General features: G+C 36.8%; 13 protein-coding genes. 7 read left to right on the top strand and 6 right to left on the bottom strand.

Going from position 1 to position 17,372, the window contains the following annotated elements; genetic code table 11:
- Positions 1 to 138 precede the first annotated feature (138 nt).
- Together F4V44_RS01560 and F4V44_RS01555 are read left to right on the top strand one after the other, a co-directional pair.
- Positions 139 to 1,407 carry a sensor histidine kinase gene (locus tag F4V44_RS01560; RefSeq protein WP_150438228.1) on the top strand — a complete coding sequence of 423 codons (1,269 nt, stop codon included), beginning with the start codon at positions 139 to 141 and terminating at the stop codon, positions 1,405 to 1,407.
- Between the two features lie 124 nt (positions 1,408 to 1,531).
- A complete protein-coding gene (locus F4V44_RS01555) occupies positions 1,532 to 1,723 on the top strand; it encodes a hypothetical protein (RefSeq protein ID WP_150438227.1) in 192 nt (63 codons plus the stop codon).
- A gap of 39 nt (positions 1,724 to 1,762) precedes the next feature.
- Here F4V44_RS01555 and F4V44_RS01550 read toward each other — a convergent pair whose 3' ends face one another.
- Positions 1,763 to 3,268: a glycine betaine uptake BCCT transporter gene (locus F4V44_RS01550; RefSeq protein ID WP_150438226.1), complete on the bottom strand. Its 1,506-nt coding sequence runs from the start codon at positions 3,266 to 3,268 to the stop codon at positions 1,763 to 1,765.
- Between the two features lie 342 nt (positions 3,269 to 3,610).
- Between F4V44_RS01550 and F4V44_RS01545 the strand changes: the two genes are divergently transcribed.
- Together F4V44_RS01545 and F4V44_RS01540 are read left to right on the top strand one after the other, a co-directional pair.
- Entirely contained in the window at positions 3,611 to 3,970 is a 360-nt protein-coding gene (locus F4V44_RS01545; RefSeq protein ID WP_150438225.1) for a DUF3147 family protein, read from the top strand.
- Between the two features lie 56 nt (positions 3,971 to 4,026).
- Positions 4,027 to 4,446 carry a DUF3147 family protein gene (locus tag F4V44_RS01540; RefSeq protein ID WP_150438224.1) on the top strand — a complete coding sequence of 140 codons (420 nt, stop codon included), beginning with the start codon at positions 4,027 to 4,029 and terminating at the stop codon, positions 4,444 to 4,446.
- Between the two features lie 34 nt (positions 4,447 to 4,480).
- Here F4V44_RS01540 and F4V44_RS01535 read toward each other — a convergent pair whose 3' ends face one another.
- Positions 4,481 to 5,383: a LysR family transcriptional regulator gene (locus F4V44_RS01535; protein WP_150438223.1), complete on the bottom strand. Its 903-nt coding sequence runs from the start codon at positions 5,381 to 5,383 to the stop codon at positions 4,481 to 4,483.
- A 544-nt stretch (positions 5,384 to 5,927) separates the two neighbouring features.
- Here F4V44_RS01535 and F4V44_RS01530 point away from each other — a divergent pair.
- The 3 genes from F4V44_RS01530 to F4V44_RS01520 all read left to right on the top strand — a co-directional run bounded on the left by F4V44_RS01530 (position 5,928) and on the right by F4V44_RS01520 (position 11,737).
- Entirely contained in the window at positions 5,928 to 8,531 is a 2,604-nt protein-coding gene (locus F4V44_RS01530; RefSeq protein WP_150438222.1) for a calcium-translocating P-type ATPase, PMCA-type, read from the top strand.
- A gap of 510 nt (positions 8,532 to 9,041) precedes the next feature.
- Positions 9,042 to 10,412: a hemolysin family protein gene (locus tag F4V44_RS01525; RefSeq protein WP_150438321.1), complete on the top strand. Its 1,371-nt coding sequence runs from the start codon at positions 9,042 to 9,044 to the stop codon at positions 10,410 to 10,412.
- A gap of 128 nt (positions 10,413 to 10,540) precedes the next feature.
- Positions 10,541 to 11,737 carry a class I SAM-dependent rRNA methyltransferase gene (locus F4V44_RS01520; protein WP_150438221.1) on the top strand — a complete coding sequence of 399 codons (1,197 nt, stop codon included), beginning with the start codon at positions 10,541 to 10,543 and terminating at the stop codon, positions 11,735 to 11,737.
- 80 nt (positions 11,738 to 11,817) lie between these two features.
- Here F4V44_RS01520 and F4V44_RS28265 read toward each other — a convergent pair whose 3' ends face one another.
- The 4 genes from F4V44_RS28265 to F4V44_RS01500 form a co-directional block, all read right to left on the bottom strand.
- Positions 11,818 to 13,110 carry a globin-coupled sensor protein gene (locus F4V44_RS28265; protein ID WP_150438220.1) on the bottom strand — a complete coding sequence of 431 codons (1,293 nt, stop codon included), beginning with the start codon at positions 13,108 to 13,110 and terminating at the stop codon, positions 11,818 to 11,820.
- Positions 13,111 to 13,386: 276 nt separating this feature from the next.
- Positions 13,387 to 14,637 carry a Ger(x)C family spore germination protein gene (locus F4V44_RS01510; RefSeq protein ID WP_150438219.1) on the bottom strand — a complete coding sequence of 417 codons (1,251 nt, stop codon included), beginning with the start codon at positions 14,635 to 14,637 and terminating at the stop codon, positions 13,387 to 13,389.
- Positions 14,612 to 15,721: a GerAB/ArcD/ProY family transporter gene (locus F4V44_RS01505; protein WP_150438218.1), complete on the bottom strand. Its 1,110-nt coding sequence runs from the start codon at positions 15,719 to 15,721 to the stop codon at positions 14,612 to 14,614. Before F4V44_RS01505 ends, F4V44_RS01510 begins: the two co-directional genes overlap by 26 nt.
- A 6-nt stretch (positions 15,722 to 15,727) precedes the next feature.
- The gene (locus tag F4V44_RS01500) at positions 15,728 to 17,266 is read right to left on the bottom strand and encodes a spore germination protein (RefSeq protein WP_150438217.1); all 1,539 of its coding nucleotides are present in this window, start codon (positions 17,264 to 17,266) and stop codon (positions 15,728 to 15,730) included.
- Between the last annotated feature and the right edge of the window lie 106 nt (positions 17,267 to 17,372).

The raw sequence follows: 17,372 nt of genomic DNA, 5'->3' as shown, positions 1-17,372 counted from the left end.
GCGCTTAGGTAAGAGAATAAAAAATGGCATCCATTAGGACGTCATTTTTTATTTTTTCGGAATTATATTGTTCAAAAATCATAAACTGCTTTTATTTTATTATCATATTACTCATAAACATAAGGAAACGATGCGAACATGGATCTTGTTACAAAAGAATTGCTTATTAATTTTCTATTTATACTATTAGCTCTCTGTTTATTACAAATCCTGTATATTGCTACCTATGCTTACCGTTCAAAAGAAGTAAAGAGTTGGGAAATCGCTTTATTCCCTATTATCTCTTTAGCGTTATGTATGGTATTTCCGGTATATTCAGACGAGGAGAATATTTGGAGTTTATGCTATGTTCCATTTATTTTAGGTGGTCTATATGGCGGTTATAAACTAGGGTTGGCACAATTAAGTATTGTTCTTCTTATCCGTTACGTATTGGGAGGGATGGGTTTTTATACAGGGTCTGCAGCGATTATCACTATCGGAATTGCCATTTGTGTCCTTTCAAAATATTATTTAAAACTGAATTTAAAACAAAAGCTTTTACTTTCAGTGACAATACTAGTCATAGGGATTACCGTATCCCAAGTATTGGAAGCTATTTTTTTCTCGGAGCATATAACAAGCTTGTTTCTCTTTGAGTACTATAGCATTAATATCATTGGAATAATTATTGCAACAATCCTATGGGAAGCCATTCGTATGTATTCTAGTATATTGCAAAACTTGATTAAGGCAGAAAAATTACAAATGGTTAGCCATTTGGCGGCTAGTATTTCACATGAGGTTCGAAATCCACTAACAGTGAGCAGAGGTTTTATGCAATTATTATCTGAAGATCTTTCACCGGAAAAAAGCAAAGAATTCGTTCATATTGCATTAAAAGAATTAGATCGAGCAACGGATATCATTAATGATTATTTAACCTTTGCCAAACCGGCTGTAGAAAAAAATGAAAAGATTAATATTAACGAAGAAATACAACAAGCGATCAATGTCATTAATCCTTTAGCAACAATGAACGGCGTTGAAATAGAGCAAACAATATACGGTCCAGAGCACAATCCATTTATGACGATTGGAGAAAGAAAAAAGTTCCAACAATGTTTAATCAATATTATGAAGAACGGAATTGAATCGATGACGTCAAAAGGGGGAAAGCTTCATATTCACTTGTCTGGTTTCCAGAATACAGTCAAAATTGATATTTGTGACCAAGGTATTGGAATGTCACAAGAACAAATCAATCGTCTTGGTGAACCATATTTTACAACGAAAGAAAAAGGTACAGGCTTAGGGATGATGGTTTCTTACAGTATCATTAAAGGAATGAATGGGACCATTCATGTAAATAGTGAACTCCGTAAAGGTACATCTTTTAAACTAGTTCTTCCAGCTTTTCCGCTATAAAACGGTCAATAAATAATAAATTTTAACCTTTCCGACAGCAAACAAGCCTTAACAAAAAAACCATTGAATTTTAATATTTTCTTGTTATAATTCATGTATATTATTCCTTGCTAAGGAGATTATTATGGGAAAAACATGTAGATTTATCGTAAATGCCGTCGGAAAAGGCGGGGAAACCTACTATACTCATTTTAGTACGAAACAAGAATTGGATAAATGGGTTTCAGAAAACCAAGACAAATTATCAATGGATGAATTGAAGATTGTTGATAAAAATAAGCAAAGGAATCCACTATTGAGATTGTTCAACCTATAAAATATAAAGAAGAAACGCCATTCTTAGGGAATGGCGTTATTATTTTACTTTTGGCTGAAGACGAGCCATGTCCTTTACTTCTTTGTTCAGCGATTTTAACAGACTGACTGTCATCAGTATCATGATGACGGAAAATGGCAAGGCGGCAATGATCATGGTATTTTGCAGTGCCAGTAGTCCTCCTGAATATAAAAGTACCAAAGCCGTAGCAGTTAGTAAGATGCCCCAGGTAACTTTTAATCTATTTGATGGGTTTTGGGAACCGTTTGAGGACATCATTGCCAATACATAGGTACCTGAGTCTGCTGATGTGATAAAAAAGAAAGCAACTAGGATCATTGCTACAATGGACATGACGGTTCCTAGTGGATAATTTGCAAATACCCCGAATAAGGATTCTTCCAACGCTAACGCTGAAACGGCTGCATTCCCTTTGGCCTCTATTGCGATGGCTGAACCTCCAAACGATGCAAACCAAAAAAAGCCGATAATGGATGGGATAAGCAAGACGCAAAAAACAAATTCTCTTATACTTCTTCCTTTTGATACTCTGGCGATAAAGATTCCGACAAAAGGGGACCAGGCAATCCACCATGCCCAATAAAAAATCGTCCAGGCATTAATCCAGGCTCGATTTTCTTGATTAAGAGGAGCAAGTCTAAAACTCATTTTAGGAAGATTTTGTAAATATTCTCCTATTGTATCCGTAAATATATTTAATATAAATAATGATGGACCGACAGTAAACATAATCAGCAACAGCAGAAACGCCAGAATCATGTTGGCATTGGATAAGATTTTTATGCCTTTGCCAAGTCCCGATAATGCTGAAGTAAGAAACAGGACGGTAACAACTGAAATGATAATGACCTGGGTTAAAAAATTCGATGGAACGCCAAAGAGATAGGAAAGACCTCCGTTAATTTGGGCTGCACCAAACCCAAGGGTTGTTGCAACGCCGAAAATCGTTGAGAGAATAGCAAGGATATCAATGAGTTTACCTGTTTTCCCTTTTGCGCGCTCCCCAATGATAGGTTTTAAGGTTGCACTGATTAATCCAGGTTCATTTTTTCGAAAACTAAAGTAAGCCAGAATGAGACCGACGATGCCATAAATTGCCCATGCATGCAGTCCCCAATGAAAGTACGTAAAACGTAAGGAATCCTTTATGGCTTGTGCTGTACCAGTTTCACCGGTAGGAGAACTGACAGCATAATGACTAAGAGGTTCTGCTGATCCATAAAAGACAAGGCCAATCCCCATTCCAGCGCTAAAAAGCATAGCAATCCAAGAGGTCCTTGTGAATTCTGGTTTATCATCCTGCTTACCTAATTTAATGCGGCCGACAGGTGTGATAAATAAATACAAACAAACTAAAAGAAATACTGTAACAATAATTAAATAATACCAGCCAAAAGCGGTTGAAATAAATGACTGCATGTTGGCTGTTACAGTTTCAAGTGTATTGGGAGCAACAATTCCAATAACAACAAGTAAAAATAGTATGGCTGCTGAGTAGATGAATACGGGTGTAAGTTTTTTCATCGTTCAATAAACTCCTATCTGGACTCTTCTCAAAAAAGTACATTTCTAGTATGTAACAATCGTTAAAACATATTCTAATTCTTGTTTTTGAAGGTCTAATGGCGACCTAATCATATCTATATTAATAATCCTATGTATTTAATGTAAACGCTTCATAAATGTTTAAGAAATGTTCACATGGAAAGAGGCAAAAATAAGATACAATGACTATATTGAAAGTTATTGTGAAATATTACACAAAATTTCTTTTTAATCATACTATTAAGCTTAACTTGGACATTTATTTTTCATCTCAAAAGAGAAAGGTTGAAGTTAAGCCTAGATTAGGAAAGGTGACATATTATGACTGAACTGTCTATTAGTGCACTACTCATACGATTTACTCTGGGAGGATTAGCTGTAGTAATATCCACGCTGGTAGCTAGAAAGCTAGGCGAAAAAGCCGGAGGTATTTTTGCGGCATTCCCGGCCGTTTACTTAGCAGCATTATTGACTGCAAGCCTGGATTTTGGCGGTGCTGAACTTGTTGATTATTCCATCTTATTGTCTAAGGGTGCTATTGTCGGTATGGCAATAAACATCATCATTGCTATTATTGCAGGATATCTTTTACCTCGAAAAGGCTGGAAGAAAGGCTTAGCTCAAGCAGTCGGCTGTTGGTTTATCATCTCGATGGCAGTAGTAGTGTTAACCTCCTATTGATAAGGGTGACAATAGTAAAATAATTGCATGTATTGTAAAAGAAAAGGTGTGTGTGTATGAATACTAAAGATTTGTTCATTCGTTTCTTATTAGGCGGAGCTGCGGTTATGTTGAGCTATTTGGTCACCGTTATTTCTCCTTGGAAAATTCTTGCCGGTATTTTTGCAGCATTCCCAGCGGTCATGATTACTGCTGTATTAATGATGGGAATCGTGTCAGGTTCAAAAAATGCTGCAAAAGTAGCGAATGGTTCGGTATATGGTATGATTGGAGGGGTTGTTTGTGTAGCTACCGTATGGGTTACACTAACAATCAGCAATAATTGGTTATTTAGTATCTTTCTAGGTCTGGTTTTATGGCTTGTCAGTTCTATTGCTGTTTCCGTAACCAGAGAGCGAATGAAGAATGTTCATTTGAAATATGCTAAAAACATGGTTGGACAAATGAGAGAAGCACAAATTCGTCATAATAAATAATAAAGAAGGTGCCTAGTATCAGGCACCTTCTTTATTAATGTAATTGCAGCACTAAATCATTACTATAGTTGAGCGAAAACTGTTGGAATGCTTCTGTGGCAGGGCAAAGATAACGATTTTTAACACAGGCCATACAAACAGCAGGGTTGGCTAATGGATGGTTAATGGATAATACCTTGAGGTTATTATTGTTGAGCAATAAGGATTTCGGCATTATGGCTATGCCGAAATTAATAGCTGCTAGACCAGCGATTACATCTGCTTCATCCATTTCACAAGATATTTGAGGGATAACTCCCGCGCTTTCAAATAATTTGTCTATGATACGGCGCATATCACTGCTTTGATTAAATAATATAAAAGGATAGGGCGCAGTATCTTTCATATCAATACTGTCATAACGTGCAAGAGGGTGATCATAGGACGCGACAGCAACCATTTCCTGTTTAAATAATGGTATAAACTCAATTTCCGGTTCGTCATCATCCATTAATGTAAAGGCAATATCTACCTTTCCTGTCTTTAAATCTTGGAAGATCTTTTTAGTTGATCCTTGACTTAACGTAAATCTGACATTTTTATATTCATTCTTTCGAGAAAAGGCTTGAATCATGTTTGGAATCATCTGAGGTCCAAGATGATACATAAATGCTACATCAACTACGCCTCTTGAAGGGCAAGTAATGTCGTGTAATTTCTTTTCTCCCTTTTCTAGTTCATCCAAGGAACGTTCCACATATTGGAGAAAAAAACGGCCGTATTTAGTTAGACGAATATTTCGTCCGTGCTTTTCGAATAAATAGGTTCCCAATTCCTTTTCTAATTCTGAGATTGCATGGCTCAGACTTGGCTGTGTAATCGATAACTGCTCAGCTGCCTTAGTAAAATGTTCATATCCTGCAAGTACCCGAAAATATTGAAGCTGCTTCAAGTTCATTCCTGCCACGTCCTTTCATTATTTAGAAAAAAGTATGACGTTTAGTTGTTTGAATGTATGGAAGAAAAGTAAAAAAGACATGATTTAAACAATAGTTGCTGGCTATTAATTACAGACATGATATAGGAAAATAGATACACTATATAACTAGATATTACCACTCCTTACACAATAAAATAGTGTCTAAAAACAAAAAGTTTTGTTTTATTTGTGAAGAAGGTAACAATCGGAAATTAATTGATACTCCTCTTGTGATAGGGATTGCTAAATAGGAAGATAATGTGATGAGATAATGAAGGTAATTGAATAATTTTCCTATTAATGATAAAATTAACATAAACAATATATAGTCTAATAGAGGGAGTAACTGCCTGTCATTTCAGGATTCATAGCCGTCAAACTGGATAATATCCCGGCTTTGAAAACTTTTTTCGTTAAGTGAGACTCTATAGCTGAGAGAATTTCTGGCTATAGGGTCTTTTTTGTAGGATAAATTTGATTGAATACTATTTTGTACTCTAGTAATAAAAGGAAGGAGAAATGAATGAGTCATTATTATCGTAAAACAGCTGAAGAAGTTATAGAAGCCTTAGGCGTAACTAATCAAGGTTTAAGCTCATCTGAAGTAGAGAAGAAAAGAACACAATATGGATTTAATGAGCTGCAGGAGGGAAAAAGAAAAAGTACTTTTCAGGTATTTCTCGAACAATTTAAAGATTTTCTTGTCATCATTCTGCTTGTAGCTGCAATTATTTCGGCTTTTCTAGGCGAAGTAGAAAGTACAATTGTCATTATGGTTGTGGTTATATTAAATGCTATTCTTGGCACTATTCAGCATGTGAAGGCAGAACAGTCTCTCAATAGTTTAAAGGCTCTGTCTTCTCCAACAGCAAAAGTATTAAGAGATGGACAGAAGGTTGAAATTCCTTCGAGGGAAGTAATGGTAGGAGATATTCTTACTTTAGATGCGGGTGACTTTGTGCCTGCAGATGGAAGAATTATTGAGAATTACAGCCTGCAGGTAAATGAAAGCTCTCTAACAGGCGAGTCACTGGCTGTTGTAAAAGAGCTGGATGTGATTGATAAAGAAGAAGTTCCTATTGGTGATAAAAAGAATATGGTATTTTCCGGGAGTTTTATTACAAACGGCCGCGGGGTTGCTGTAATTACAGATATTGGAATGAACACAGAGATTGGAAAAATTGCTAATCTGCTAGACTCAGCTCAGGAGAAAAAAACACCGTTACAGGTTACACTTGATCACTTTGGAAAACGATTAGCCGTTATTATTATCATCATTGCGTTCATCATATTTGGACTAGATATTTTCAGAGGACGTGAGATTGGCGATTCCTTCATGTTTGCTGTATCTCTAGCCGTTGCGGCTATTCCTGAAGCCTTAAGCTCTATTGTAACCATCGTTCTTGCTTTTGGAACACAGAAGATGGCAAAGGAAAACGCAATTATGCGTAAACTGCATGCAGTAGAAAGTCTAGGCAGAATTTCTGTTATCTGCTCGGATAAAACTGGAACGCTAACGCAAAACAAAATGACGGTTCAGCAAGTATATGTTGATCAAAAGATTATCCCGCATGACCAGTTAAATCAGGAAAAGCCATTAGAAAAAAATCTCTTGTTAATGGCTTTATTGTGCAATGATTCCGTTACAATAGACAAAAAAGAAATCGGTGATCCGACAGAAGTAGCTTTAACAAACTTAGGTGAAGTGTATGGCCTTGATGAACTTGTTATCAGAAATCAATATAAAAGGGCTGGAGAACTTCCATTTGATTCAGATCGAAAGCTGATGAGTACCGTTAATATAATAGATAATAAATATATAATGGTTACAAAAGGAGCGCTGGATGTTTTATTATCTAGAGTGAAGAAAATAGAAACATCTAAAGGCATTCTGGATTTTTCTAAAAACCATCGAAAAGAAATAGAAAAAATAAATAAAGATTTTTCTATTCAAGGCTTACGTGTTCTAGGCTTTGCATACAAAGAATTATCCGACGGCCAGGCGGTTAGTTTTGAAGATGAAAATGATTTAATATTTGTCGGTTTAACAGCTATGATGGATCCGCCGAGACCTGAATCAAAGAAGGCTGTAGAAAATTGTATTGCTGCTGGAATTAAGCCGGTCATGATAACAGGTGACCATAAAATTACAGCTTCAGCGATAGCTAAACAAATAGGCATCCTAAAGAACGAGTCTGAAGCGATTGAAGGTGTTGAAATAGAAAAACTGTCAGATGAGGAATTGAAAGAAAAAGTCAGGGACCTTTCCGTTTATGCCCGTGTTTCACCTGAACATAAAATTCGTATCGTCAGAGCCTGGCAGGAAAAAGGCAATAATGTAGCTATGACAGGTGACGGGGTAAATGATGGACCTGCCTTAAAACAAGCAGATATTGGAATTGCCATGGGAATTACAGGTACGGAGGTGGCAAAGGATGCATCGGCTATGATTTTAACGGATGATAACTTCTCAACTATCGTAAAAGCAGTCTCAAACGGAAGAAGTATTTACGCTAATATTAATAACTCCATTCGTTTTTTACTTGCTGGTAATACTGCCGGTATCTTATCTGTACTATATGCATCATTACTGGCTTTACCAGTGCCGTTTGCACCGGTCCATCTTTTATTTATTAACTTATTGACTGACAGTCTGCCTGCCATTGCTCTTGGACTTGAACCGCATAATAAAAATATAATGAAAGAAAAGCCTAGAGATATTCATGAGCCATTATTAAATAAGCGATTTGCTACTCTAGTTGGGATTGGAGGCTTGTTAATTGCCATTTCAACCTTAACCGCCTTCCATATTGGATTAGAAACAGGAGATGAAGTAGTCGCAAGTACAATGGCTTTTGCTACATTATGTTTAGCCAGATTATTTCATGGTTTTAATGTAAGAGCGAAGCAATCGATTTTTCAGATTGGCGTGTTTACTAATAAATATCTCTGGTTTTCTATTATCGGAGGCATCTTTTTATTACAGATTGTCTTAATGCTACCGCCGCTTATGGGGATATTTGAAGTGGCCCCGTTAACAGGAGCTCAGTTTGGCTGGATTTATGGGCTGGCTTTCATGCCGTTAATCGTCAGCCAAATATTTAAATTACTTTTTATTAAAGCATAATGGTCCTATTTAAAGAAAAAGAATAGGGAAGAAAGAGTTGAAGAAAGCTTGCAGCTGCTTTCGTTCGACTCTTTCTTTTTTTACTTTGTTTACTAACATTGTTAATTTCTCACAGATGAGTTAAAAATCAGGCTTATCAACATTGTTTGCTAACAAAGCTTTTTTTAAAGAATGAATTCTACAGTTAATAGGGAATTCTAGAACAAACGGGGTCTAGTTGGGTTATTAAGAAAAGAGTGATAAGCTGTATTGGGAAATTTCTAAAATAAGTTGTTTTAGTTTTTAACTTCATTCAGCAGAAGTCCTCCATTTCTAAAGTTAAGAGGTGAATGCAAAAAGTTCTCTAATTCAGTGGGGTTCAAAACCCCAGCTGAATGAAGTCAAGCCTCCGGCGGATGCCTCGGATTTTTTAGGGGTAGTTTATCGAGCAAGCTCGATAAAAATCCGGGCGCAAATTCGACGGGGCGAATTTGATTTACTTATTTATTTGGAGGTGGGTCCTCGTTGCTAATGGAAATATTTGTACTTATCGTACTAATCCTCTTAAATGCATTTTTTGCTGCATCTGAAATTGCGTTAATTTCTTTAAATGACAATAAAGTAAAAATGATGGCTGACTCAGGAGATAAGAAATCCGTTATGCTTCATAAATTAATTTCTGAACCGAGTCGTTTTCTGGCAACCATCCAAATCGGTATCACATTAGCAGGATTTCTAGCGAGTGCTTTTGCAGCAGAAAGCTTTGCAGGTAGACTAGCTGACGTCTTATATGAATTAGGTGTGCCAATTTCAAAAAGTCTGCTTGGATCGATATCTGTTGTTGTGATTACATTGTTATTATCTTATTTCACATTAGTTTTTGGCGAGCTTGTTCCGAAACAGCTTGCGATGACAAAAGCGGAGCCAATCTCGATGTTTGCTGTTACACCGCTGACCCTTTTGTCAAAGCTGACAGCTCCTTTTGTCAAATTATTAACTCTATCTATGAATGTGACAGTGAGGATGTTTGGCGTTGATCCGAATGCTGAGGATGATAATGTAACAGAAGAAGAAATACGTATGATGGTTGATGTTGGGGAAGAAAGAGGGACCATTCAATTAACCGAGAAAGAAATGATTAATAATATTTTTGATTTCGATAATAAGACGGTATCAGATATTATGACACATCGAACCAATATTAGTGCCATTCCGATTGAGTCCAGCTTAAGGGATACCATCCGTTTAGTGAATTTGGTAAAATACACAAGATATCCCGTTTATTCGGAGGACATCGATCATATTGTCGGTATATTTAATTCTAAAGACTTGCTTGAGTTTTTAGAGGAAACGGATGCAAAACCAAAGGAATATAATTTGCAAGAGATGATCCGGGATCCCTATTTTGTTTTAGAATCAACGAAAATTGATCATTTATTTCATGATATGCAGAAGAATAATGTTCATATGGCCATCGTGATTGATGAATATGGCGGAACTGATGGGATTGTTACGATTGAGGATTTAATTGAAGAGATAGTCGGGAATATTTTTGATGAATATGATGAACCTGATGAAGGTGAACCAGTTATTACGAAGCTTGATGATCATACATACATTATGGATGGAACGGTCAGTTTGGATGATGTCGAGGATATTCTAAAGAAGGATTTGCCAATAGAAGAATACGACACCTTAAGTGGATTTGTGATTAGTCTGCTTGGATATATTCCAATTGGCGAGGAGACACCAAGTGTGGAATACGAGGATGTTATGTTTACTTCACTTGAAACAAATGATCGACGAATTATGAAGGTAAAAGTTAACTTCATTCAGCAGAATTCCGCTACTTCTATAAGTGAGGATGAAAGCAAAAAGCTCTCCGATTCAGAGGTGCTCTGAATGAAGTTAAGCCTCCGGCGAGTCTTGCGATTTTTTTTAAGGTAATTTATCGAGCTCGATAAAAATCCGGACGCAAATTCGACGGGCGAATTTGATTGTAAAGAAGCAGTTGAGATTGAAGAGGTGTAATAGTGACGGAAACGGTTGTTAAAATTAAAGCGCAATACAGTCAAAAAATGAAAAAAGGAAATCCGATTGTCTTGAAGGATGCCATCGTAAGTACTGACCATTTAGAAGCTGAGGGAATGATTATCAGGCTTGTGGATGAACAAAATCAATTTATTGGAAAAGGCTACTATGGAAAGCAGAATAAAGGCTTTGGGTGGATACTGACAAGAAAAGAAAATGAGCCGATTAATCATGAGTTTTTTCATAACAAAATTATGAAAGCAGTCCAATATAGAAAGCCTTTTTTTCAAGATAAGGAAACCACGGCCTTTCGCGTGTTTAATGGCGAAGGAGACGGAATTGGCGGGCTGACCATTGATTATTATGACGGATATTATGTGATCAGTTGGTACAGCCTTGGAATTTACCAGTTTAAAGAGGCTATTATAGAAGCATTAACGAATCTCGTTCCATATAAAGGGATTTATCAGAAGAAGCGCTTTGCTGAAGATGGTATGTACGTCGAAGAGGATGACTTTGTTACTGGGGAACGGGGACAGTTTCCTCTTATTGTAAAAGAGAATGGAGCGAACTTTGCTGTTTATTTAAATGAAGGCGCTATGGTCGGTGTATTTTTGGATCAGAGGGAAGTAAGGAAAGCCATTCGGGATCAATATGCAAAAGGGAAGAATGTATTAAATACCTTTTCCTACACCGGAGCTTTTTCCGTTTTCGCTGCTTTAGGCGGAGCGGTAAAGACTACAAGTGTCGACCTCGCCAACCGAAGCCGAAGTAAAACCATTGAACAGTTCAGTATTAACGGAATTGATTATGAGGCTCAAGACATCGTTGTCGAAGATGTGTTTCATTATTTTAAGTATGCTGTCAAAAAGCAATTGCTATTTGATTTAGTTATATTAGACCCGCCAAGTTTTGCAAGGTCCAAAAAGGTAACCTTTAGCGCTGCAAAGGATTACACCAAATTATTGCAGCAGGCGATTTCCATAACAGCAGATGACGGGGTAATCGTTGCCTCTACCAACAGCGCATCCTTTGATATGAAAAAATTCAAAGGTTTTATTGATAAGGCCTTTCGCGATAGCAACAAAAAATACAAAATCTTGGAAGAATATACTCTTCCAGATGATTTCAAAACGATTAAAGAATATGAAGAGGGGAACTATTTAAAAGTTGTATTTGTAAAAAAGGTTAAATAATAACTGAAGGCACCATAAATGGACAAGTGCTGAGCAAATGTCCATTTGTGGTGCCTAGTGTTTTAAAAGGAGAATAAACTTTAATGCATATCTTGGGAAATCATTGTCAAATCAGTCGCAGAAACGGCAACTTCCTTAAAGGCTGAGCCCAAATCATTTGTTCGATTGACAAATGATTGGAGCTCTTGCTCGATTTTTTGATTTTGAATTTTGGTTTCATCCAAGGCCACTAATATTTGCTGGAAGTAGTACTCGGTTTCCTGCATGGTATTATTTTCTTCGCTAACAGCGGTCTTGATCATTTCTAGTGATTGATTTAATTTTTCAATTTGAGTATTTGTATTTAACGTAAGGGAAGATACATTTGTAACGGATTTCTTTGTTTCTTCGGATAATTTTCTTACCTCATCAGCGACGATAGAAAAACCTCGGCCATGCTCTCCTGCTCTGGCTGCTTCAATGGCTGCGTTTAGTGATAGTAAATTGGTTTGGTCCGCGATTCCTGTAACAATTTCAACAATTTCCTGTGTTTGTTTCGAAATATTTAATAGAACTTGAACATCACTTGAGATATTGTTAACTGATTTATGAATATTAGATAAATGAACCGTTTGTTTATGCAGCTGTTCTTTTCCTTTCAGAGCTCGTTCCTCTGCTAAAGCGGATAACTCTGAACCCTTATTAGCAATGGAAACAATATCATTAGATTGGGTACATAAATGTTGAAAGGAAGTATCTGTTTCTTTAGAAACAGCAGCTAGATTAATAGATGCATTTGCAACAGATTCTCGAATGGACCTTTTTTCTTCTTCTGCTTCTATATTCTTACGGTTAACCTCTGCTTCGTAAGCTTCCAATACCAGCTGTTGTTCAAAATTTATTATTTTCGTGGCTGCTTGAATGGCCATAAGACGGTCATCTGTATTGGTGAGATTTTCAACAATGATGGTAATAATAGAAAGCAGCAGATTTTGAAAGGCTGCCATATACCATTTAGTCGGCAGCCCGATTTTAACATGCATATGGGCAATCCGTATCCGCTTTTCAATAAATTCCTCATTTATAGTACCTGTAAACATCTCAAGGAGATGCTGCTTAAGGGTTCTTTTTAAACGGTCTGTTGTACTGTTATCCTGGATAATCTTTAATAAAGAAGGTTCTTGTTCGAGATCCCTATAATATTGATTGGCTATCATATCTAGTTTTTCTTTGATAAATGGCTGCAAAGCATGGATGACGTCTAAATCTTTTGATGTCAGTCCAATCATTTCCAACTGTTTCTTGGTATCGTTTCCATCGGATAGTTCTATTTTGCCGATTCCTTTTGCTAGATCCCATGTCTGTTTCGTTTGCTTTTGTTTAATAAAAAACATCTAACTCCCACCACCTAGCAATATATTATGAATAAATCATATCATATCTTAGGGGGTTTTTCTTTTTTTTATTAGGTAAATATCCTTATTATTTAAGCGAGGTTAATACAAAAGTCTTATTTAAAAATAGAAAAGAATGGGAGTACGATGATCAGTAAACAGAGACAAAGGGTGGCTAGGGCACCAAATCTTTGCTTCTCCTTCCACAAAGCGATGGCGAAGCCAAAGGTATAGAGTGTTATGATAAGTAAAATAGTAGCAATGATGAGATTCAAATTAATCCTCCTGGTTATTAAGCACTTTTTTTTGAACGCCATAGTCCTCGATTTCAATATCTGTCTTTATGGTAACATCCGCTTTAGGATATGACTTTACCCAATTAAACCGTTCAAATTCCTGATAGGTTTTAAAATATTTTCTTGCATACACAGATAAAGGGTATGGGGATCCTTTTAGTTCGGTTTGTGTTTTTTCTTGAACCATTTCAAATAGGGATGCTGTATCTTTTACTATAAATTCTTTCAAGAATTGTTGCTTCTTTGGGTCTTCTGCATAGTTGACCATGGATGGATTTGACATGATTGCCAGGGTCAGTGGGACTGTTATCTCAATCTTTGGTCTAATTCCTTTCAAATTCATCTTGATTTTATTATTATTTGTTTTCGTCACTTTGGCTGCTAGTTGTTTATGACTTTCTGAAAAAGGATCTCGTATATTGACTAATACATCTTTTATATCAGTTGTATCGTCAAGAATATTAATGATGCGTGTTTCCACTCCATTCAATTGATCAACCATGACGCCGTTTTTGAAGACGGCTGAACCGGAAAATTGTGTGTTATCAAATTCCCCTGATACATTCAGTTGTCCTGCTGTGTACTGATCCTCCTGCTGAAATTTGGGATTCTTTTCTCGTTCTGTAGTTGTATACATGGCTAGAAAGAGGTCTGTTCCTCTATCTACCGCCGAAAAATATCGAAACAGTGTAGAATCAGGGATTAACCCATTATTAATTCCATTTTCAATCATAAATTGAAAATACTTATGTGGTCTTGTTTCCATTTTTGGGTGATTTTCCTGAAAATATTCGGATGCCTTTTCTTTACATACAGCTAAATAACTATCCATACGAATTTCCTTGTCTTTTAGTGTAGAAGATATGACAGAGCGAAAATCTTGATCCTTCGCTAATTCCTCTGAAACGATAATCACTTTTAATAGTTCATAGCTAATGTCACGAGAGATGATGGTATTGGCTGTCGCTTTTGCGGCAATGAAGTCATTGGCATCAAAGGAGATAATTTCTCGCGGTTTCTCCGTTGAACCGCCGCCTCCTTGTACACTTCCGACTTCGGGATTGGCAATTAACATGGTTACTTTAATTTTTCCTTTGCGTTTTGAACGGTCAATCCCCAGTCCAATGACATATGCGTTTTCTTCCAATTCCTCCCGGTCCCAACAGCCTGTTAATGAAAGAATGAGGGTTATAATAATCAACAGTTTACATACCTTTTTTATTTGTTGCATGATTGAATTCTCCTTTTAACAGAGCGACTATCCATAATAGCAAGGAAAGGGCAGCAAATGTCGGACCGGCTATTAATCGAACTTTAGCTTTGAATAAAAGACCTACGTCAAGAGGTGTTTCCGGAATCATACCGGTCAGCCAATAAATGGTAGCTAGTGCTGGAATCAAGTAATCAGCCTCTTTAATGCGAAAGATATGAGCAAATATCTTTGTACATATGTACAATAAAGCGGCAAAACGTATAAAAGTGGCCATTAGCCAGATTGGAAGAAATAGCGTTTCTACATTAGTAAGGAATTTTCCAAATGAGAAATAACGAATAGCTGTATGAAATGGATAACCAAGTCCCGCTAAGGACCGATCAAACAGAAAAATAAAAATAAAAATTGCGGCGCTTAGATGAATGGTGTTTAAAATAAAAGCAATCCATGTTCCTTTTGTAAAATCTTTAGTAGATGACATGTTCGATATTATGGCTGTTAGGATAAATAGGTCCGCAAAAAGGGTTGTTCCAGATATACTTGATTTCGTAATATCCTGTATTCCGGACCCCAAAATTGGGTAGATGGCTTGTATATTGCCATCCATGATGCTTAGTATCATGGCAAGTACAAACGAAAAAATGATATACCAAACCATAATATAGGAAATGGATCCAATATGCTGAATCCCCTTTTTCGCCCCATAGACACAAACAAATATGAAAATAGCATATAAGACTACCAGTGGTGTCGTTCGAAAATAGAATGAATGAATGATGTCTGAAGCCATTCTCGAATCAAATGAAAATGCAAATGAACTGATGATAAATATAGATAGAAGAACAAAAAATCCGATATATTTACCCAGTAATCGCTGAACGATGGCAAACAGGTCTTTTCCTTGAAACAAAGAGAATGTTTTTAATAATAGGAACAGCGGAATAAGAAAGAGTCCTGCTGAGATGAGTGGGATCATCCATGCTGCACTTTGAACAGCATTGTATAATGCGGCAGGAGTATTTTCAGTTGCCTTTGTACCGACCATTAAAACCGCGATAGAGGTATATTCACGGATTCCTAGTTTTCCCTGTTGCTGCTTCATATGGATTTATCCCTTTCCTTTTTTGCCCATATCCTTTGGTTTTAAATAGCCAGGACGGAATCTTTCTTTCATTGGGATATGGCGAATAATTAAGTCCTTTGATGAGACAAAGCTTGGTGTCATAGGTGCAAAGTACGGTATGCCAAATGATTTCAATGATACTAAGTAAAAAAGCCCGACAATAAATAAAGCTGAGACTCCATAGATGCCGATAAACCCGGCTGAAAAAATAAACAGAAAACGGGTTATCCGGATGGCAAAATTCATGCTTGTATCACTGATGATAAAAGAACTTAAACCGCTCAAGGCGATGACGATAATGACAATCGGACTAATAATATTTGCTTGTACGGCTGCCTGTCCCAAAATTAACGCACCGACAATCCCAATCGTTGGTCCAATTGGGGATGGCACGCGTAGTCCCGCTTCCCGAATCAGTTCAAAGGCTATTTCCATCATAATCACTTCAAACAGGGCAGGGAAGGGGACACGTTCCCTTGTTCCAGCAATCGCCATTAATAAATCAGGCGGGAGCATTCCAACGTGAAAGTTTGTTACAGCAACATAAAAGGAAGATGTAAACATGGCGATGAACAGGGCAAGAAACCGTAATATCCTGATGAAATTTCCATATGGTGTACGCAAATAATGATCTTCCGGTGAATGGATTAATGCCCAAAAAGTAGTTGGAAGAATCAGGCTGCTGGGCGAATTTTCCATTAATAGGATAATATGGCCTTCTTCAATGAATGAAGCAGCCCGGTCAGGCCGCTCGCTATATAAAATGGTTGGATATAACGAGCGTGGCCGTTCCTCTATATATTGCTCAAGTATACTTAAATCCACGATTGATTCGACATCAAGGGAATGTAATTTGTCTTTCACGTTTTGGAGTAATTCTCCATTGACAAGATCCTTTTGATAAACAAGGTATACGTTATTTTTCGATCGTTTTGCAATTATCATCGTCTCTATGATCAGGTTTTCATTTTTTAACTTTTTTCGGATTAAGGAAATGTTTGTGATGACTTTTTCGTTAAAAGATTCTTTGGGCCCTTTGACAATGACTTCAGTGTCAGGTTTGCCAATGGCCCTTCCTTGAATGTTCGGTGTATCAAATAAATAACATTGTTCATCACCATCTACGAAAAGAGCTGTATTTCCTCCATTTATTGAATCAAGAATTTTCTCGATGGTAGTCTCTGTTGTAAAGAAAGGCGCAGTGCAGAGATCGGGAATTTCTTTGTTCGGGATGTTGCTTCTAATTAATTTTTCTGTTATATCTTCTTGAATGACCCTTGCATCTGAAATGGAACTAATAAAGATAATAAAGGCACGCTGATTAGTGGAAAGAATGGTAAACTCCCGTACTTTCACATCCATATTATCAGGGACACTATAAAGGGTCTTAAATGTTGATAAGTTTTGCTCGTAATCAACACTGATTGCTTGTTTTTTTAATTCAGCTACGTCTGCATTTGACTTATCCTTAGATTCTGGGTTTTTACGTGTCTTAAATAAAGTGTTTAGTACATTCTTTTTCATCGTAAATTCCTCGAACATTTTTTTAGTAGTATTTCATACATAGTGAATTATTATGTAAGAAAATGGTTTACTGCATTAAAGCGGCGGGGGACTGTCCCCCGCCGCT

Source organism: Niallia endozanthoxylica (genome assembly GCF_008710145.1).
Taxonomy (GTDB): domain Bacteria; phylum Bacillota; class Bacilli; order Bacillales; family Cytobacillaceae; genus Bacillus_BD; species Bacillus_BD endozanthoxylica.
This window is presented reverse-complemented; position numbering and strand designations above follow the sequence as displayed.